Below are 18190 nucleotides of genomic sequence, written 5' to 3'. Positions count from 1 at the left end.
TTCGTACGTACACCCTTCTCACGTCTTCGAAAGGTTCCACGAACATGTCCGAAAAGAAGCCCGTCATCGTTTACGGCGTCTCCGGGTACACCGGCCGTCTGGTGTGTGAATACCTGCGCGAGTTCAACATCCCGTTCATCGCAGCCGGCCGCGACGCCGCTCGCATCCAAGAGGTCCTCGACAAGATCCCTGGTTTGGACACCGTCGATCACGAGGTCGTCGAGGTCGAGCACACGGTCGAGGCTCTCACCGAATTGTTCACCGGTGCACAGGTTGTCAGCAACATGGTCGGGCCGTTCATCAAGCTCGGCGGGACCGTCGTCGAGGCTGCGTTGAATGCCGGTTGCCACTACATGGATACCACCGGTGAGCAGGACTGGGTACTCGACGTCCAGGAGAAGTTCAGCGACAAGTATCAGGAGAAGGGCCTGCTTCTCTCGCCCGGTATCGCGCAGATGTACACCACCGGTGAGATCGCGGCCAATATCGCACTGGAAACGCCGGGCCTCGATACGCTCGACATCCTCGTGCTGTGGAAGGGATTTCCCACCTACGCGTCCACTCAGACGATCTTCACCATCCTCAAGGCAAACTGGTACTACCTCGAGCAGAACAAGTACGTGCAGTGGGCGCCCGGCCAGACTTTCGACGTCGTCGTTCCGGGCCAGCACGAAACTGCGCTTGCATTGCCGTGGGGCGGAACGTGCCACCCGGTGTGGTTCAAGAACGATCCGCGAGTTTCCAACGTCAAGGCTGCGGGCGGAGTGTTCGACCGCACCGTGATGGAAGGCGTTGTCGCGACGCAGAAGATCGTGGAGGAGCAGATCAAGACCCTGCCCGCCGACGAGCAGGAAGCCGCCTTGGCCGAGATCGCCGGATCGGTTCAGGCCGGTATGCCCCCTCGTGAAAATCCGCGCATCAACACCTCACTCGACTCCGTCTACGCGTCGGGCCCGCTGGGTCGCTCGCACGTCGTGATCCACGGAAACTGTAACTACAAGCAGACGGGCCTCCTGCACGCCTATGCAGCGCATTCTCTGCTCCAGCAGGCGCCGAAGCGGACCGGGCTTGCCTCGGCTTGCCAGGCGTTCGGCCATCGCGAACTGCTCGGCGCGCTACGTAGTTTCGGGCTGGCTCTGGAGCCGGAAGTAACCATCAACGCCTAACTCGTCGCCCTCGTCATCATGTTCACGGCTCCCGGCGTGTAGCGCGCCGGGAGCCCCGCCCTGGAGGCTCCCCATGCGTTTGACCGACTATCTCGACAAGGGAGCCTCTCTTGGTTCCACCGCACCGTGTTTGACGATGGGGGAGCGCACTCTCTCCTACGGCGAGGTGCAACAGTTCAGCCGACGCTTCGCAGCTTCGCTCGCGGCTTCGGGCATCGCGCCGGGCGAAAAGGTCGCGATTCTGTCCGGCAACGACCCGATCTCGTTCTCCTGCGTATTCGGTATCAGTAGGGCTGGTGCAGTCTGGTGCCCGATCAACCCTCGCAACGAAGCTGCGGAAAACCGAGACCTGTTGGATTTGTTCGATTGTCGCGCTCTGTTCTTCCAGAAGTCCTATGCGCCGCTAGTCGACCAGATCAAGGATGCGCTTCCCCAGTTGGTGACGCTCGTCTGCATCGACGGCGAATCGGAATCGGCACAATCTCTCGAAAGCTGGCTCGGGGAAGACGAACTCGACGTCGCGGCGCCCGACGACGTCACCATGCTGGTCGGCACCGGTGGTACAACTGGACGGCCAAAGGGAGTGATGTTGACCGGGCACAACATCGAGACGATGACCGCAATCACTTTGATGAGTTATCCGTTCGAGGGGTGCCCGGTGTATCTGGCGCTGGCACCGTTGACTCACGCCGCCGGTGTTCTGTGCTTCCCGATCATGGCCCTCGGCGGCGAAGTGGTGATCATGCCGAAGCCCGATCTCGGGTACTTCCTCGCGAACGTTCAGAAGCACAAGGTGACTCACACCTTCCTGCCGCCGACGCTCATCTACATGCTGCTCGAGCACGAGGCCCTGTCGGCCACGGATCTCAGCTCGCTGCAATGCTTCTGGTACGGAGCGGCGCCGATCTCCCCGACCAGACTCGCGGAGGCGATCGACAAGATCGGCCCGGTCATGGCTCAGCTGTTCGGGCAGAGTGAAGCCCCCATGATGATCTCGACGATGTCACCGAAGGAGCACTTCGGCTCGGACGGCACTGTCGCAACGTCACGACTTTCGTCGGCGGGTCGACCGTCGCCGTTGGTGACAGTGGGGATCATGGACGACAAAGGCGCGCTGCTCGGACATGGCGAGCGTGGTGAGGTGGTGATTCGCAGTTCGTTGGTGATGGCGGGTTATTACAAGAACCCCGACGCAACCGCGGAAGCGTCAGCCCACGGCTGGCATCACACCGGCGATATCGGGTACCTGGACGAGGACAATTTCCTGTTCATCGTCGACCGTGCGAAGGACATGATCATCACCGGCGGTTTCAACGTCTATTCGGTCGAGGTGGAGCAGGCACTCATGGCGTATCCGGGGATTCAGGACTGCGGAGTGATCGGGTTGCCGGACGACAAGTGGGGCGAACGCGTTGTGGCAGTGGTGCAACCGCACCTCGGCGCCGACATCGACGGCGCCGAGGTGATGGCTTTCGTGAAGGCTCGCATCGGAAGTGTGAAGACTCCGAAGCAAGTGATCGTCTGGGACGATCTACCTCGCTCCAAGGTCGGCAAAGTTCTCAAGAACGAGATCAAGAGCGATCTGACGGGCTGAGGTCACGACTCGCACACCACGTCTTCGGCCGGCAGTGAGCCGTCGAGCAGGTACGAGTTGACGGCGGCGTTCGCGCAAGTATTCGCGTAGCCCGGGAACACCGCATGAGTGCGGCCTGGAACTGTCACGAGCCGTGAGCCTTTCATCGCTTCATGCATGCCGAGGCCTTCGTCGTACGTCGTGCGGGTGTCACCGGTTGCCTGGATCTGCAATGCCGGAACGTTGTTGTCGATGTCGATCCGCGTAGGGGCCTCACTGCGCCAGAACGCGCACGGCATGATCGTGTTGTGTGTGCCGGCAAAGATCGGCTGATCATCACGGTGCTCCTCCAACTTGTTGCGGTACCACTGGGGATCGCTCGGCATCGATACGTCTCCGCAGACGATGGCGATTGTCCCGGCATAGTCAGGACCGGTTCCCAGTTCGGTCTGGAACCATGCCTGCATCAATCCCGTCAGCTGGGGATGGATGTTCTCGACGGTCTTGCCTGCGGCGAGATCGCGCAACTGAACCAATACCTGTGCGAATGCCTCACTTTCCTTCTCGGTGTCGCCGGTTCCGTTGACGTACATCAGGAATGGAAGGACGTGATCGTCGACGGCATGGTCACCGATCTGTATCGGAGTGGTGGCCGCGTCCGAGATCAGCTTCTCGATGAGGGCGCGAACTTCGGCGGGCGTCGATCCGAGTGCATAGGTGGAGTTGTGTTCTGCTGCCCACTGCGAGAATCCGTCGATCGCTTTCTCGTTGGCCGGGCCCATGTCCTGGAACATCTCGTATCCGTATTTCTTCGGATCCGGTGCACTGTCGAGAACCACACGGTCGATCCTGTCCGGGAACATTTGAGCATAGGTTGCACCGAGGTATGTACCGTACGACCACCCGAAGTACGACGCCTTCTCCTGGTCGAGGGCGCCACGAATCACGTCGAGGTCTCGGGCGATGTTTTGAGTATTGATGTGCGGCAGATAGTCCGGGTACTTGTCCCAGCATGTGTCAGCGGCCTCGCGTGCGAGCGCAACACTCTCGTTCCATCCCTCGTCCGTGGTGCCCGGCGACCGCATCCATGTCATCTGTTCGACGCCGCAGTCGATCGGTGTGCTCTTGCCGAGTCCTCGGGTATCCATGCCGATGACGTCGTATGCCGCTGCGACTTCCGGTGTCATGCCCGCATTCAGAATCTCGGGCAATCCCAGTCCTCGGCCACCCGGGCCGCCGGGGTTGGTGAGCAGGATCCCGCGTCGCTGTGCGGGGTCGGTGGATGCGACCCGCGAGATCGCCACTTCGATCGTTTTGCCGTCAGGGACGGAATAGTCCAAAGGTACTGTGACCATGGCGCATTCACTTGCGGTCGACGCTCCGGTGTCTGTGGCGCATGGCCCCCACTCGAGATCCTGTTCGTAGAACGCGCTGAGATTCGATTGTGGATCTTCCTGCGGAGTAGCAGGATCCGAGCACGCCGCCAATGCAGGTACGGCGAGCGCGGCAGCGGCGATTGTGGTAGCCAGCCACCTTCGTGGTCGAGGCATGCGTGATCTGGGCATGGTGAATCCAGTCATTGTCGTGTCCTTGCGTTGAGCCCATTTTCGGGCAGTGTTGGTCACCCCACTTCGAATGTGGGGGTTGATCAGGGGTTTTCAGAGGCGGGATTGACGGGCGGCGAATTCCGCGGCCACAGCCTTCGCGAATCTTTCCTGGGTGACGGTTCGTCGATCCGCTTGGTGTTCGCGCAGTACCGCTACCAGCCGGGTGGGGGAAGCGTCCTCCGGTGCAGCCTGTTCGGGTAGCACGCTCTCGGTGAAGTCGCAGAACTGAATGGCAAGGGCCGCAATCGTGTCCGCGTCAGCCGGTGCGTCGGCGAGGGCATACATGCGAGTTATCAATTCGACGGCCTGCTCGCGGTTCGGCTCGGCCAATACCCGGCGATGGGCGGACAGGAGTGAATCGCAGACCTCGGGATCGCCCCCGGAGACCGTGAGTGCGAGGATCAGAAGTTCACGCTCGTTGTCGATCCACGCTGTCGGCGCACCGGCAACGACGTACTGTGCGAGCACTTCCGAAAACGCGTCGGGTAGTTCAGGATCGGCATTGCGGCGTAGCGACTCGATGTGCGCACGCTGAACAGCGATCTGTTCGGCCTTCGTCGCCAATTCCTTGTCGAGGGCATCGAGTGCGGACCGAGTGTCGTGAGCGTCGCCGTCGAGTAGTTCGGCGATCTTGGCAACAGGAATCCCCAGATCGCGCAGGCGGCGGATGCGACTCAGTCGTGCCAGGTCCACCGCCCGGTACATGCGGTAGCCGTTGGGTTGGCGTTGTGGTTCTTCGAGAAGGCCGTTCGAGTGGTAGTAGCGCACGGATCTGACGGTGGTGCCGGCCAATTTGGCCAGCTCGCCGATGGTCATCATCGCCCTGCCCTCCCGTGATCGAATCGGATTCCGTCTGTGAAAACCATTCTCCAACCTTGACGCGGCGTCAGGGTCAAGATTCGCGCCGGAGAACGTGACCGTTGACACTTTAAGGAGGCGGACTTAATCTGACTTTTGTCCTTTACGACATCGTCGATTTCGAGGAAGTGCCCTGATGGCTACCCTTTTTCCTGCGGCAACAATCTTTCCGATCCCCACCGACCCGCTTGCTGCGTACGGTCCACTCGTTGCTCGCCGGAATCCCGAGTCGGTAGATCCGGCACCGTACGAACACCTTGCGGTCAAGGCGGTCGCGCCGACGATCGGAGCGGAAATCTCCGGTATTCGACTCGGCGGGGGTCTGTCTGATGCCGTGATTGCGGAACTCCGCCGAGCTCTCCTCGAATGGAAAGTCCTCTTCTTCCGCGATCAGGACCTCGACCGAGCGGAACATCGAGCTTTTGCCGAGCGTTGGGGCGATCTCGAACAGCATCCGTTCTTCAAGTACACGCAGCCCGGGCAGACGGACGTCGATGTCACGACACTGGCGAAGGATGCGATGGTCGGCGGAGTCGAGAACAACTGGCACAACGACGTTACGTGGCACGAGTTTCCTTCGTTCGCAGCAGTTCTTCGTGCGGTGGAGGTGCCGGAGGTGGGTGGTGACACTTTGTGGGCCGATACTGCAGCTGCCTACGATCTGCTTCCTGAAGACATCAAGAAGCGTATCGACCCGCTTGTTGCAGAACACGATTGGATCAACTCGTTCGGCAGGTCGATGCCGGTGGATGCGGTCGAGATGTTGCGTCCGAAGTTCCCCGCTGTGCAGCATCCGGTGGTTCGGATCATTCCGGAAAGTGGCAGGCGGGTGTTGTTCGTCAACATGACCTTCACGCAACGGATCTTGGGTGTGTCAGAAGAAGAATCGAACGAACTTCTCACGATGCTGTATCGCCACGTCAATCGTCCGGAATTTCAGGTCCGTTTGAAGTGGGAGCCGAATACTGTTGCCTTCTGGGACAATCGGACCTGCCAGCACTACGCGGCCAGTGACTACTTCCCGGCTCGTCGTGTGATGGATCGAATCTCGATTGTCGGGGATCGACCGGTGGGCGTCGGGGGCTGATACGACGCTCAGCGCCTCGAGTGTCTACTATGGGAAGTAGTAACGCACCTCACATAGTTTTTCGACGCCTTGTCGATATGATTTCGACAAGGCGTCGATAAAAGTCGGCGTGACTCGTATCGACGACTTTGGAGCTTCCCGAATGTTCCTCGCCCTGCGTGAACTGTGGTTTGCGCGAAATCGATTCCTCTTGATGGGTGCCGTGGTTGCCCTCATCTCGATCCTGATGGTGATTCTGTCCGGCCTCTCGTCCGGACTGGTAAATGACGGTGTCTCCGCTTTGCAGCGGACGCCGATTCAGGCGTTTGCCTTCGCGCCGGACACCAAAGCCGACTCGGCGTTTTCGCGCTCGGTCGTCACCGAGGAGCAGGCGCAGGCATGGCGTATGCAACCCGATGTCCAAGACGCCGAGCTCTTCGGCAACATGATCGTCAATGCAAAAACTCGCAGTGGCACGCCTGTCGATCTCACGCTCTTCGGCATCGAACCTGGCTCCTTCCTCGAGCCCGTCTCCGCCGACGGGAGGGGGCTGCATGCCGACACGGACATCATCGTCAGCTCTACCTTCCGTGACGACGGTGTTGCGATCGGTGACACCGTGATACTCGATCGACTCGGTACGGAGCTGACAGTTGTCGGATTCACCGAAGACAAGCGCACTTTCGGTCACGTCGACGTCGCCTACCTGCCCCTGCGTACTTGGCAGGAGGTTCACGCCGGTGCCAAGATCGGCGAAACCGCCAATGCCAGTGCCTATTCCGAAGCAAGTGTTGTTGCGATTCGGGGCGTTGGTGGCGCGTTGCCGGACCTCGTGTCGGGCGATGCGGCGGCGGGAACGTCCGCAAAGACGCTCGAGGAATCTTTCGACTCCTCACCAGGGTTCTCCGCGGAAATGATGACAATGTCGATGATCAAGGCGTTTCTGTACGCGATTTCGGCCCTGGTGGTCGGTGCATTCTTCAGTATCTGGACGGTTCAGCGCGGTCGTGAACTCGCAGTGTTGCGCGCGATGGGAGCCTCTACCGGCTTCCTGCTTCGTGACGGCATGGCGCAGGCACTGGTAGTGCTGCTTGGTTCCATCGGCCTCGGTGTGTTGCTGGGCTTGGGGCTCGGTTCGGGGCTCGAAGGCGGGGGGATGCCGTTCGCCCTCGAGTCCGGCCCAGTCGTCAACGGCGCAGTGCTCTTGGCGGTACTCGGGCTGGTCGGCGCAGCCGTTGCCATCGTCCGTGTTACCCGTGTCAACCCGCTCACCGCATTGGGAGAAAACCGATGACCACAGTCGAAAAGACCACAACCGGATTGGTATTGACCGCTGTCAGTCTTCGATTCGGTGACGGTGACTCCACCGTGCTCGCCCTCGACAACGTGAACCTGGAGGTCTCGTGCGGCGAACTTGTCGCGATCGTCGGACCGTCAGGCGCTGGAAAGTCGAGCTTGCTCGCTGTGGCAGGCGGACTCGGTCGGCCGTCGAGTGGAACGATTGTCATCGACGGCGTGGACGTGTCGGCGATGCCGGCCCGTGCTCTCGCCAAACTTCGACGAGACAAGGTCGGCTTCGTCTTTCAGTCCGGCAACCTGATTCCAGCGCTGACGGCGCGCGATCAGCTTCGGCTGATTCCCAAGCTCACGGGGCGGCCGGGTCGCGATCCCGAGGAGTTGCTCGACTCGGTCGGTATGAGTCACCGTGCAGATCGTCGACCCGGTCAACTCTCCGGCGGTGAACGCCAGCGCGTCGGTATCGCTCGGGCATTGATGAGCAATCCCTCGCTACTGCTCGTCGACGAGCCGACGGCTGCTCTCGACCGCAAACGCAGCCATGAGGTGGTCGAACTGCTCTCGCGCGAAACTCACGAGGCCGGCGTCGCTACGATCATGGTGACCCACGATCACGACGTGCTCGGGCACTGCGACCGCATCCTCGAAATGGTTGACGGTCGGTTGCGTCAGAGCGAGTAAGCCCGCGAGGGGACTGGAGGAGATTCGGTGCCGAGGATCGATGCGCCCACTGTGGTCGAGCATCGTGCTGCTCAGCGCCGTGCCCTCCTCGACGCTGCACACGCTCTTCTGTCCGAGGCCCCGGACCGGCCGCCGGGGCTCGGTGAGGTGGCAGCGAAGGCAGGGCTCGCCAGGTCGAGTGCCTACCACTACTTCCGGTCCCGGGAAGATCTCCTCAGTGCCGTCGTCGAAGACATGTTCCCGCGCTGGAACGACAAGATCGTCGAGGCGATGGCAGGCGCAGACGATCCGGTATGGGCGTACGTTGAGGCAAACCTCCAACTGGTTGCCGACGGGGAGCATGCGATAGTCGGAGCGCTGGCGACGCTGACCCCACAAACGTTTCGAGATTCGCGGATCATGGAAATGCACGACAGTCTTGTGCTTCCGCTGGTCGAGGCCCTTCGCCTCCGTGGCGTGTCGGACCCGAAGCTCACCGCCAAGTTGATCAACTCGCTGGTGCATACGGGTACTGAACTGATCGAATCCGGTTGCAGCATGGACGAAGTCAGGTCCGCCGTGCGTGAGGTCCTCGCATGACGGGCACCCTCAGGCCGTAATCAGATCCATCCGAAGGTACTCGGTGATGCGGAGCAGCCTCGGGGGTTGGGACACGTCTGAGGAAAGTGCTTGAAATGCTTCGTCTTTCGCGACGAGGCGTGGGGTGCCGAGGCTCACCTCCGTCTCGTCGACCGACAGTCGAGCGCTTCCCGCTTTCAGGACGTTCTGCACCCAGTCCGAGCCTGATCCGTACACCAGAATGAAGACGTAGCCACCCTCGACCGGATAGGCGTCGAGGGGCGTCCGGTAGGTCGTGCCGGATGTGCGTCCGACGTGAGTCAGTACTGGCCATCTACCGCTCGAAATTGCACGCGGGTTGAACACTCGCTTGTTGACATGTCCCCACCATCTCGGCATCGGCATTGCGATCTCCCTTCGCGAGCGCCTTACGAACGTAAGGCTGGCTTACACCTGTAAGGGTGACTTACGCATGTAAGGTTGTCAACGTATTCGTTCCGCCGAGGGGAGTCTGTGTGTCACGGCAACCGCGACAGTCGCTGAACAGGACTCGCGTAATCGAGGGTGCGATCCGCGTTGCCGACGCGGGTGGTGTCGAGGCCGTCACGATGCGACGGGTGGCCCAGGAGCTGGGCATCGAGGCGATGTCGCTCTACCACCACGTGCCCAACAAAGATGCGATTCTCGACGGCGTCGTCGATGCGGTCTTCGAGGCGATCGACCTGCCCGACAGTGAGTGTGTGGATTGGCGAGACGCAATCCGTGGACGCGCCTTTTCTGCTCGCACAGTCCTGTCGCAGCACCGTTGGGCTCTCGGTCTGCTGGATTCGCGACGCAACCCTGGCTCGGCGACCCTGCGTCATCTCGACGCTGTGCTCGGAGTGCTCCGGAAGGCCGGGTTCACACTCCCGATGGCCGCCCACGGAGCCTCGCTGATCGACAGCTACATCGGCGGATATGTTCTCCAGGAGGCGAATCTGCCGATCAGCGGGCCCGTCGACGTCGAAGAGGTTGCGAGTGACATCCTCGAGCACCTTCCGGCTGAAGAGTTGCCCTTCCTTCACGAGATGATCGTCGATCACGGTCTGAGTCCGGCTTACGACCACACGAGTGAGTTCGCCTACGGTCTCGATCTCATCCTCGATGCGCTCGAGGCGCGTCGCGCATCGGCGGCACCGGTCCTCGAATAGCGACGATTCGTGCCCAGTTGCTCACTCGTACTGGGGTAACGCAAGGTGTGTGCATGCGGATGAGCTGCAGTGTCCCTATTGACAGGTGGCTGTATATACAGGACTATACATTCATCAAAAGTGACCCAAGGCACATTACGTAGATGATGTGATGCACGCCGACCGCGGTGGCCGAGTCCTTCGATCGATGGAGTTCTGATGACTGAACGTCTTCCTGGAGAAGACCGGACGGAAGACGACAATGTCCTGCTCGACGGGAAAGGGTTGTCGGTTCACCGGGTGAACGAAATCGCGCGAGAGCCGGCCGTGATTCGACCTGCCGACGCGGCTCTCGAGCTCACACGGCGGTCATGGGAGACCGCGGTTCGGGTTTCCTCCCGTCAAGCGGTGTACGGGCGCACTACCGGGGTGGGCGGGAATCGCGAAACATCCGTCTCCGACGGTGTGCAGCAGGATCTGAGGCTTCTGAGAAGTCACGCAACGGGATCGGGCCCCAGGCTCCCCGACCGGGTGGTGCGCGCCGCGATCGTCATCCGCACCAACCAGATCCTCAACGGCGGCTCAGGTATGCATCCCGACATCATCGACGGTCTGGTTGCTGCTGTTGCTTCGCAGAACCTGCCGACAGTGCACGCACGCGGTGCGATCGGAACGGGTGACCTGAGTGCGTTCTCCGAAATCGCCATGGGGCTGATCGGTGAGAGCCCGCTTCGCGACGGACGCACCGGAATCGGTTGGACTCCGCACCACGGTGATGCGCTTCCGTTCATTTCCACCAATGCGATGACGGTGGCGATCGCCGGCGACACCAGTATCGAAGTCGCGGGGTGGCTTCAGCACTGCTTGGTTGTCAGTGTTCTTTCCGTGCTTGCGTCGCGTAGTTCTGTCGAACCGTTTGCTGCACAAGTACAGTCGGCAAGAATGCACTTCGGTCAAGCGGAAGTCGCAGAGCGGGTTCGCGATCTGCTGGCACCACACGACATCACACCCGTGAGAGTTCAGGACTCGTTCGGGTTTCGCGCCCTACCGCAAATCTTGGGTGCCACCTGGCAAGCGGTGCATCGACTGCAGAACACGCTGAGTATCGAGATGAATTCGTCTTCGGAGAATCCGCTGGTGTCGGTCGAAGACGACATGGTGTTTCACAACGGAAATTTCCACGCAATGCCAATAGCCCTTGCAGTCGACGAGGCGAAGTTGGCGGTCGCCAGTGCTGCCCTGCTCTCGCAATGTCGGCTCGCCAACCTCTCCGACCCCGCAGTCACCGGCCTTCGTGCGTTCCTTGCAGACGGTCCCGACGGCAGCAGCGGAACCATGCTTCTCGAATACACGACTTCTGCTGCCATTGCCGAGATCCGCTCGTCGGCGGCACCGGGGTCGTTGGGCCACACGGTAATTTCGCGCGGCACCGAGGATCACGCAAGTTTCGCATCCCAAGCTGCAACTCAATTGGCGGACATTCTTGCCCAATCTCGATTGGTGCTGGCGTGTGAACTGATCTCGGCAGTTCGCGCACTCTCGCAACAACAGCGTGAGCTGGATCCGGCGACCGAGCTCGGCGCGTACCTCGCGCGTGCGCGTTTGGTGCTGGACACGAGGACCGAAGACCGGCCACTCAGTGCAGATCTGAGTGCCGCCGTGAACTTTCTTTCTCAACCGCTCGACCAGTAAGCAGGTGGACCGAATCACAAGTAGGTGTGTGCTCGAACGGAACTCGACCATTTCTCCTGGGTGCGTCCGGACTCAGGTCGACACGAAAGTAGTTCGTAGATGATCAAATTCGACAAGGTCACCAAGGCGTATCCAGACGGAACCATTGCCGTCGATGCTCTCGATCTGGAGTGCCCGACGGGAAAGATCACCGCGTTGGTGGGTCCTTCCGGCTGCGGCAAGACGACCTCACTCCGCATGATCAACAGGCTGATCGAACCGACGTCAGGCACGATTTCGCTCGACGGCGAGTCCACGGCGGGAATGGATCCGGCCCTTCTGCGTCGACGCATCGGGTACGTGATCCAGCACGCGGGTCTCTTTCCCCATCGCACCATCGTCGACAACATAGCGACCATGCCTCGATTGCTCGGTGCGAGTAAAAAGGAATCTCGCACTCGCGCTATGGAATTGCTCGAAACGGTTGGTCTGACGACCAACTTCGCCGACCGCTATCCGTGGCAGCTCTCCGGAGGGCAGCAGCAACGAGTCGGTGTTGCGCGAGCATTGGCTGCGGATCCGTCATTCATGCTGATGGACGAACCGTTCAGCGCCGTTGATCCGGTTGTTCGCGGCCAGCTGCAAGACGAGTTTCTCCGTCTGCAGAAGGAAATCGGAAAAACGATCATCATCGTCACCCACGACATCGACGAAGCGCTGAAACTCGGGGATCAAGTGGTGGTTCTGCGTACCGGCGGCATTCTTGCGCAGGCGGCGACGCCCCTCGAATTGCTGACTCAACCTGCCGACGAATTTGTTGCCGACTTCGTCGGACGTGACCGTGGGTACCGATCGTTGGGGTTCACGACATTGGACGGCGACCTACCGACGGTGTCAGAACCCGTTGCGCATCTGGGCGATTCCGCTGCGGCGGCCCGCGCACTCACCGGCGATACGTGGCTGTTGGTAGTGGATCCCGCGAACAAGCCGCTCGGGTGGGTGAGGCCGGACGCGCTCACGGATTGTATTCGCCCGGATGACTTGAATCTCAGTGGAACACTTGCTGATTCCACCGGGACGATGCGCGCTCTGCTGGATGCGGCGCTGTCAGCGCCGAGCAAGCGGGGCGTTGTCGTGGACGACGCCGGACGCCTGGTGGGAACCGTCACTGCGCATGCTGCAGTGGAAGCCATCGAGGCTGCCGATCTGGCTGACGCGGGGAGGGCGCTCCGATGAACTTCGAATGGCTTGGACGTCAGTCCGACCGGATCATGGACTTGGTGGGATGGCATGTTCTGCTGTCGTTGATTCCCTTGGTGATCGGCTTGGTGGTCGCGTTGCCGATCGGCTGGGTCGCCTATCGCAGTCGTCGGTTGCATCCCTACGTGGTGGGGACGGCCGGATTGCTCTACACGATCCCTTCGCTCGCGCTCTTCGTGCTCCTGCCTCCAATTCTGGGTACCAAGATTCTGGATCCGATGAACATCATCGTGGCGCTCACCGTGTACACCGTAGCTCTGCTCGTGCGGGTAGTGGCCGACGCGCTCGATTCGGTTCCGCCGGAGACGGTTCTGGCAGCGACGGCGATGGGTTACCGGCCGTATCAGACGCTGTTGAAAGTACAGTTGCCAGTAGGAGTTCCGGTGATCTGTGCAGGTTTGCGCGTCGCAGTCGTCTCGAACGTCAGTCTTGTCTCACTCGGCGCACTCCTGGGTATTCCGCAGATAGGTTCCTTGTTCACCCAGGGATTTCAGTTGCGTTTCTACACGCCCATCATCGCGGGTATCGCTCTGTGTCTGGTGCTGGCGTTGATCCTTGATCTCCTCATCATGTTGGCGAATCGGCTGTTGACGCCGTGGACCCCGAAAGTGACTACATCATGATCAGCTTCCTTCTCGACGGATCCCACTGGACCGGGCCGGACGGCATCCCCACCCTTCTCGTTCAGCATTTGATGTACACATTCGCCGCGCTGGCGGTGGCTGCGGTTATCGCGATCCCGCTCGGTCTCTACATCGGACATACGGGCCGAGGCTCCGTTGTTGTTGCTGGACTGGCCAACTCGCTACGAGCGCTGCCGACCATCGGTCTGCTGATCCTACTGGTTCTCATCATCGCGCCGTCATTCCCGAACAAACTCGCGTATCTGATCCCCAGCCTCATCGTCCTGGTGCTTCTCGCGATCCCTCCCATTCTCACCAACACGTATGCCGGAGTTCGAGCGGTCGATCAGGCTGCGGTCGACGCAGCGCGGGGGATGGGATTTCGGTCGATGCGGATCTTGACCGAGGTCGAGATTCCATGTGCCCTGCCACTCATGTTGTCCGGCATCAGAAGTGCCGTTCTTCAGATCGTCTCCACTGCGACTGTGGCCGCTTACATTTCGTTGGGCGGGCTCGGTCGGTTGCTGATCGACGGAAAAGCTCAGAGCGACTACGGCCAGATGGCGGCCGGAGCCGTACTGGTATCGCTGATTGCCCTGGTTTTCGATCTCGGAATCGGCGCACTGACTGCGCGGGTCGTTTCGCCTGGCCTGACCAGGCGCGATCGGAAGAAGAAGACAGAGAAGCCTGCCGCCACCTCACAGCGCACTGCTGTGCCTGAGCCCGCACCGATCTGAGGACGTTCGACATGAAGAAGGTATTGATCGCCGCGTTGGTCGGCGTGACAGCGGTTGCGTTGTCCAGCTGCGGAATCGGCAAGGACCCCTTGGCTACGGACGGCGGCGGTAGCGCTGAGGGCGCCATCGTGATCGGTTCCGCCGATTTTCCCGAGAGCCAACTGATTGCGACCATTTACGCCGAAGCGCTTCGTGCCAACGGTATCGACGTTACCGAGAAGTTGAACATCGGTAGCCGAGAACTCTATGTACCGGCACTGCGCGACGGTTCCATCGATCTGATCCCCGAGTATTCCGGCGCCTTGTTGCAATATCTGGACAGCAAGACAACGGCGACGGCTTCAGATGAAGTATCCGCTGAAATCGATGCGAAATTGCCCAAGGGCCTGGTGGCTCTCGAGCCCTCGCCCGCAGAGGACAAGGATGTACTTGCCGTCAAACAGGAGACGGCGGAAAAGTATTCGCTGGAGACCGTCGAGGATCTGGTGCAGCATGCCGACGAGTTGACTCTCGGCGGACCGCCGGAATGGAAGACGCGCGAAAACGGCGTCGCCGGCTTGAAGACCAAATACGGCCTGACATTCCGGGAGTTCCTGGCACTCGATGCAGGTGGACCCCTCACGCTCAATGCGCTTCTGAGCGGGCAGATACAGGTTGCCGATGTCTTCAGTACCGATCCTGCGATGCGCTCGGAGAACTTGGTTGCACTCGAGGATACGAAGCACCTCTTCCTCGCGGAGAACATCACACCGATCATCAACGAGCTGAAGGCTCGCGATGACGTCCGCTCAGTGCTCGCGGGGATTTCGGCGGCGCTGACCACCGAAGATCTCATCGAGATGAACCAGCGCGTTGCCGATCTCGACGACATGAGTGACATCGCTCAGGACTGGTTGCAGGAGAACTCCCTGGTGCCATGATCGAAGGCCGGGGTGGCGTCCTTGTCGTCGGCCGAACAGACGATATCGATTCGACCCCGCTCGGGGTAGCGTCGCGAAGTCAGGCATGCCTCGACCTCGCGGCGAGCCGTTCCGACCAAGGATGCCGACATGCCGAGAAGCCGACCGCGCACACCCATTGGACGAGTTCGGAACGGCGCAGCCACTACAACCACGGTTGTAGTGGCCGGCGTGTGTCTGGCATCAGGCTGGAACGCCCATGCAGTTTCCGAGTTGCGCTGTAGTTCCGTTCACGACGCCTGGTGGCACCGGACGGGCAATTCTCACCAGCGAGGGCGTCACCGTCATCGAATCACCGCCGGGAACGCTGACCGACCGCGGCGTCGGTGACGGCTCCACCGTCGCTCAGATCGAATCGGTTTACGGCAACGATCATTCGACACGGACGATTCAGACTGAGTCAGGCCAATCGATCTTCGTCACCACCGGTGATCCGGGGCAAGTCGGTAATGGCGACCCCGGAGGGTTGATCGGCTTTTCGATTCACGACGGTACGGTCGGGCCTCCTGCGATCGGTGGTGTCCCCGGCTTCGAGTACTGCTCGGGCAATTCGTCGACTTCGACTTCACGATTGCCGACTGCATCCACATCCGAGGGGTGCGGAACGATCACGTACCCCGAGACAGGCGTTGTCGCCGCCATCGGCAATCTGCAAGGCGGCATCACTTGTGAGGTGGCAAAGGACATAGTTTGGAGTGCTCGGACAGAACTCGTGGAATCAGTTTTCAGGCAGGCCCGTAGATCTGCTGGAGGCGCGCCGAGGCTAGCGCTGAACCGGCACGTGCTTCGTGACTGTCCGGTGGATCAGACGAGCAGCCGTTCGGGCGGTGCGATTGTCGACGTCGAGGCTCGGGTTCAGTTCGGCGACATCGAGAACCGCGAGTTTTCCGCTGGACGTGACTCGGTCACATACGTATTGGATGGTTTCGAGGCTGACTCCGTAGGCCGCAGGTGCGCTGACGCCCGGCGCCACAGCTGCAGGCAGGACGTCGAGGTCGATGGTCAGGTAGACCAGATCGACGTCGTCGAGGAAGTCTGCGAGGAACTGATCCACGACGCCTCGGCCGATCGCTCCGCATTCTTCGTCGAGCAGATAGCGAACACCGAGGCGGTGAGCCGTGTCGAACAGCGCCGTGGTGTTGCTCGGTTGGCTGATTCCGATCACGCTGTACTGATGCGAGGTGCCTGCCGCGGCTTCGTCCTCGGCGATCTGACGAAAGGGTGTGCCGGAGCTGGGTATCGGATCGCCCCGCAGGTCGAAATGCGCATCCAAGTTGAGGATTCCGAGTTTGGCTCCGGCGGTTCGCAACTCGGAGCCCGCGACGCCGAGGTATGTACCGTAGGCGATTTCGTGTCCTCCCCCGAGAACCACGGGGAAGTGTCCCGAATCAAGCGCAGCGCTGACGGCGTTCCCGAGTGCGGCTTGACCGGCCTCGAGTTCTTCAGCGGACACCGCAACGGTTCCGGCGTCCTGAATCTGCAGTGGTTCGGCCAGCGCCATGGAAGCCAACCCGGCTCGCAAAGCGTCGGGGCCATCCGCGGCGCCGCGGCGGCCCTTGTTGCGGCGGACTCCTTCGTCGCTGGAGAATCCGATCAGAACACAGTCGCCGGGAGCTGTTTCGGCTGAATACGGTTGCACGGCATGATGCCACCGCAGATGCTCGGCAGTGGTGCCGTCGGAGCGCCCGGTCCACGGCTTGGGTTCGATGTCGACTGCGATCTGATGTGCCACGACGGCCTCCCGGTGAGTGTATTTCAGTAGCTTGTGGCGAGTGCGCCGTTTTTCCAGACCTCGCGCACCAGAGGGACGCCCGGGCGGTAGGCGAGGTGGAGGTACGACGGTGCATCGAGCGCGATGGCGTCGGCACGTGTTCCGAGAGAAAGGGTTCCGACGTCGGTGCGCTGCAGCGCCCGGGCGCCTCCTGCAGTGGCTGCCCAGACTGCCTCGGCGGGTGTCATGTGCATGTCTCGCACCGCAATTGCTATGCAGAACGGGAGGCTGGTGGTGTAGCAGGTGCCGGGATTGCAGTCGGCGCCGAGAGCTACTGTGACGCCGGCGTCCAGCAGTGCGCGGGCGTCGGGGTACTTGTTGCGGGTGGAGAAGTCGGCGCCGGGCAACAGTGTTGCGACGGTAGAACTCTGAGCCAGGGCGTCGATGTCCTCGGCGGTGACGTAGGTGACGTGATCGACGGACGCGGCTCTCATCTCGACGGCGAGCTGAACTCCTGGCCCTTCGCCGAGTTGATTGCCGTGGACGCGGGGGATCAGTCCAGCGGCGACGCCTGCGCTCAGGACTGCATGTGCCTGTTCGCGGTTGAACGCGCCTCGCTCGCAGAAGACGTCGATCCACTTCGCGTGTGGCGCACAGGCAGGGATCATCTCGTCGCACGCCATGGCGACGTAGTCATCGGCGCGACCGGCATATTCGGGTGGTGGAACGTGGGCGGCCAGCAGTGTGACCTCGTCGGTGAACTGTCCGGCGATCAGTGCGCTGCGTAGTTCGCTCTCGGTGTTCTGCCCGTATCCGGTCTTGCATTCGACGGTTGTGCTGCCCGAGCGCAGGGATTCGTCGAGTAGGCGTCGAACATTGGCCTGCAATTGTTCGTCGGTGGCCGAGCGCGTCGCTTCGATGGTGTTGCGAATACCGCCGGCGGCGTACTTCTCGCCCGCCATGCGAGCTGCGAATTCCTCGGCCCGCTCGCCACCGAACACCAGGTGCGAGTGACTCTCCACGAATCCGGGGAGCAGGGCCCGACCGCCGAGATCCTGACCGATATCGGCAGCCGGGGCGTCGGCGGAATCGCCGACCCAAGCAACAACGCCCTCGTCGAAAACGATTGCCGCGTCGTGTCGTACGCCGAGCTTGCCCTCACCCAGAGTCGGGTCATTGGTGACGAGGGTTCCGATGTTGGTCAGAACTGTGGTTCGAGAACCATTCGTGGTCAATGTAATTCCTAACTCAGGGT

General features: G+C 61.1%; 18 protein-coding genes. 12 read left to right on the top strand and 6 right to left on the bottom strand.

Features of this window, described 5'->3' with window-relative positions:
• Nucleotides 1–44 precede the first annotated feature (44 nt).
• Nucleotides 45–1166, top strand: coding sequence for a DUF5938 domain-containing protein (locus tag P0M12_RS07605; protein WP_003940189.1), 1122 nt, complete (start codon nt 45–47; stop codon nt 1164–1166).
• Nucleotides 1167–1239: 73 nt separating this feature from the next.
• Nucleotides 1240–2760 carry an AMP-binding protein gene (locus tag P0M12_RS07600; RefSeq protein ID WP_277377566.1) on the top strand — a complete coding sequence of 507 codons (1521 nt, stop codon included), beginning with the start codon at nt 1240–1242 and terminating at the stop codon, nt 2758–2760.
• 2 nt (nt 2761–2762) lie between these two features.
• Here the strand turns inward: P0M12_RS07600 and P0M12_RS07595 are convergent, their stop codons facing one another.
• Nucleotides 2763–4319, bottom strand: coding sequence for an alpha/beta fold hydrolase (locus P0M12_RS07595; protein ID WP_042926109.1), 1557 nt, complete (start codon nt 4317–4319; stop codon nt 2763–2765).
• A gap of 78 nt (nt 4320–4397) precedes the next feature.
• Nucleotides 4398–5165: a MerR family transcriptional regulator gene (locus P0M12_RS07590; RefSeq protein ID WP_269611045.1), complete on the bottom strand. Its 768-nt coding sequence runs from the start codon at nt 5163–5165 to the stop codon at nt 4398–4400.
• A 175-nt stretch (nt 5166–5340) separates the two neighbouring features.
• On the opposite strand from P0M12_RS07590, the gene P0M12_RS07585 reads away from it, so the two are divergent.
• The 4 genes from P0M12_RS07585 (at nt 5341) to P0M12_RS07570 (ending at nt 8826) form a co-directional block, all read left to right on the top strand.
• Nucleotides 5341–6291, top strand: coding sequence for a TauD/TfdA family dioxygenase (locus P0M12_RS07585; protein WP_003940070.1), 951 nt, complete (start codon nt 5341–5343; stop codon nt 6289–6291).
• Between the two features lie 142 nt (nt 6292–6433).
• Nucleotides 6434–7564: an ABC transporter permease gene (locus tag P0M12_RS07580; RefSeq protein ID WP_003940527.1), complete on the top strand. Its 1131-nt coding sequence runs from the start codon at nt 6434–6436 to the stop codon at nt 7562–7564.
• The gene (locus P0M12_RS07575; RefSeq protein ID WP_003939803.1) at nt 7561–8247 is read left to right on the top strand and encodes an ABC transporter ATP-binding protein; all 687 of its coding nucleotides are present in this window, start codon (nt 7561–7563) and stop codon (nt 8245–8247) included. The genes P0M12_RS07580 and P0M12_RS07575 overlap by 4 nt, the downstream gene beginning before the upstream one ends.
• Before the next feature lie 27 nt (nt 8248–8274).
• Nucleotides 8275–8826, top strand: coding sequence for a TetR/AcrR family transcriptional regulator (locus tag P0M12_RS07570; protein ID WP_007732757.1), 552 nt, complete (start codon nt 8275–8277; stop codon nt 8824–8826).
• Nucleotides 8827–8835: 9 nt separating this feature from the next.
• On the opposite strand, the gene P0M12_RS07565 is transcribed toward P0M12_RS07570, so the two are convergent.
• The gene (locus tag P0M12_RS07565; RefSeq protein WP_007732755.1) at nt 8836–9210 is read right to left on the bottom strand and encodes a nitroreductase family deazaflavin-dependent oxidoreductase; all 375 of its coding nucleotides are present in this window, start codon (nt 9208–9210) and stop codon (nt 8836–8838) included.
• A gap of 110 nt (nt 9211–9320) precedes the next feature.
• Between P0M12_RS07565 and P0M12_RS07560 the strand changes: the two genes are divergently transcribed.
• From P0M12_RS07560 to P0M12_RS07535, 6 genes are all read left to right on the top strand, one after another.
• Nucleotides 9321–9995, top strand: a complete 675-nt coding sequence (locus P0M12_RS07560; RefSeq protein WP_007732754.1) for a TetR/AcrR family transcriptional regulator — start codon at nt 9321–9323, stop codon at nt 9993–9995.
• A 198-nt stretch (nt 9996–10193) separates the two neighbouring features.
• Nucleotides 10194–11666: an aromatic amino acid ammonia-lyase gene (locus P0M12_RS07555; RefSeq protein WP_007732752.1), complete on the top strand. Its 1473-nt coding sequence runs from the start codon at nt 10194–10196 to the stop codon at nt 11664–11666.
• Nucleotides 11667–11765: 99 nt separating this feature from the next.
• Nucleotides 11766–12881, top strand: coding sequence for an ATP-binding cassette domain-containing protein (locus P0M12_RS07550; RefSeq protein WP_003940114.1), 1116 nt, complete (start codon nt 11766–11768; stop codon nt 12879–12881).
• A complete protein-coding gene (locus tag P0M12_RS07545; protein ID WP_003940005.1) occupies nt 12878–13528 on the top strand; it encodes an ABC transporter permease subunit in 651 nt (216 codons plus the stop codon). Before P0M12_RS07550 ends, P0M12_RS07545 begins: the two co-directional genes overlap by 4 nt.
• Nucleotides 13525–14265, top strand: coding sequence for an ABC transporter permease subunit (locus tag P0M12_RS07540; protein WP_003939798.1), 741 nt, complete (start codon nt 13525–13527; stop codon nt 14263–14265). Before P0M12_RS07545 ends, P0M12_RS07540 begins: the two co-directional genes overlap by 4 nt.
• An 11-nt stretch (nt 14266–14276) precedes the next feature.
• On the top strand, nt 14277–15185 hold the full coding sequence (locus tag P0M12_RS07535; protein WP_007732747.1) for an ABC transporter substrate-binding protein: 909 nt from the start codon (nt 14277–14279) through the stop codon (nt 15183–15185).
• 522 nt (nt 15186–15707) lie between these two features.
• Here P0M12_RS07535 and P0M12_RS07530 read toward each other — a convergent pair.
• From P0M12_RS07530 to hutI, 3 genes are all read right to left on the bottom strand, one after another.
• Nucleotides 15708–15866, bottom strand: coding sequence for a hypothetical protein (locus tag P0M12_RS07530; protein ID WP_155419213.1), 159 nt, complete (start codon nt 15864–15866; stop codon nt 15708–15710).
• A 121-nt stretch (nt 15867–15987) separates the two neighbouring features.
• On the bottom strand, nt 15988–16956 hold the full coding sequence (gene hutG / locus P0M12_RS07525) for a formimidoylglutamase (protein WP_007732746.1): 969 nt from the start codon (nt 16954–16956) through the stop codon (nt 15988–15990).
• Between the two features lie 23 nt (nt 16957–16979).
• Nucleotides 16980–18170, bottom strand: a complete 1191-nt coding sequence (hutI, locus tag P0M12_RS07520; RefSeq protein WP_277377565.1) for an imidazolonepropionase — start codon at nt 18168–18170, stop codon at nt 16980–16982.
• Nucleotides 18171–18190 lie beyond the last annotated feature (20 nt).

It is taken from the genome of Rhodococcus sp. RCBS9 (assembly GCF_029457415.1).
GTDB classification, from domain to species: Bacteria; Actinomycetota; Actinomycetes; order Mycobacteriales; family Mycobacteriaceae; genus Rhodococcus_F; species Rhodococcus_F qingshengii.
The sequence above is the reverse complement of the archived record's forward strand: the minus strand, read 5'-3'. Positions and strand labels throughout refer to the sequence as shown.

Coding starts and splice junctions, on each gene's coding strand:
- P0M12_RS07595 (WP_042926109.1), bottom strand. CDS start 4,319: ATGACTGGATTCACCATGCCCAGATCACGCATGCCTCGACCACGAAGG.
- P0M12_RS07550 (WP_003940114.1), top strand. CDS start 11,766: ATGATCAAATTCGACAAGGTCACCAAGGCGTATCCAGACGGAACCATT.
- P0M12_RS07590 (WP_269611045.1), bottom strand. CDS start 5,165: ATGATGACCATCGGCGAGCTGGCCAAATTGGCCGGCACCACCGTCAGA.
- P0M12_RS07540 (WP_003939798.1), top strand. CDS start 13,525: ATGATCAGCTTCCTTCTCGACGGATCCCACTGGACCGGGCCGGACGGC.
- P0M12_RS07530 (WP_155419213.1), bottom strand. CDS start 15,866: ATGGCGGCGACAACGCCTGTCTCGGGGTACGTGATCGTTCCGCACCCC.
- P0M12_RS07580 (WP_003940527.1), top strand. CDS start 6,434: ATGTTCCTCGCCCTGCGTGAACTGTGGTTTGCGCGAAATCGATTCCTC.
- P0M12_RS07555 (WP_007732752.1), top strand. CDS start 10,194: ATGACTGAACGTCTTCCTGGAGAAGACCGGACGGAAGACGACAATGTC.
- P0M12_RS07545 (WP_003940005.1), top strand. CDS start 12,878: ATGAACTTCGAATGGCTTGGACGTCAGTCCGACCGGATCATGGACTTG.
- P0M12_RS07600 (WP_277377566.1), top strand. CDS start 1,240: ATGCGTTTGACCGACTATCTCGACAAGGGAGCCTCTCTTGGTTCCACC.
- P0M12_RS07585 (WP_003940070.1), top strand. CDS start 5,341: ATGGCTACCCTTTTTCCTGCGGCAACAATCTTTCCGATCCCCACCGAC.
- P0M12_RS07535 (WP_007732747.1), top strand. CDS start 14,277: ATGAAGAAGGTATTGATCGCCGCGTTGGTCGGCGTGACAGCGGTTGCG.
- P0M12_RS07605 (WP_003940189.1), top strand. CDS start 45: ATGTCCGAAAAGAAGCCCGTCATCGTTTACGGCGTCTCCGGGTACACC.
- P0M12_RS07575 (WP_003939803.1), top strand. CDS start 7,561: ATGACCACAGTCGAAAAGACCACAACCGGATTGGTATTGACCGCTGTC.
- P0M12_RS07565 (WP_007732755.1), bottom strand. CDS start 9,210: ATGCCGATGCCGAGATGGTGGGGACATGTCAACAAGCGAGTGTTCAAC.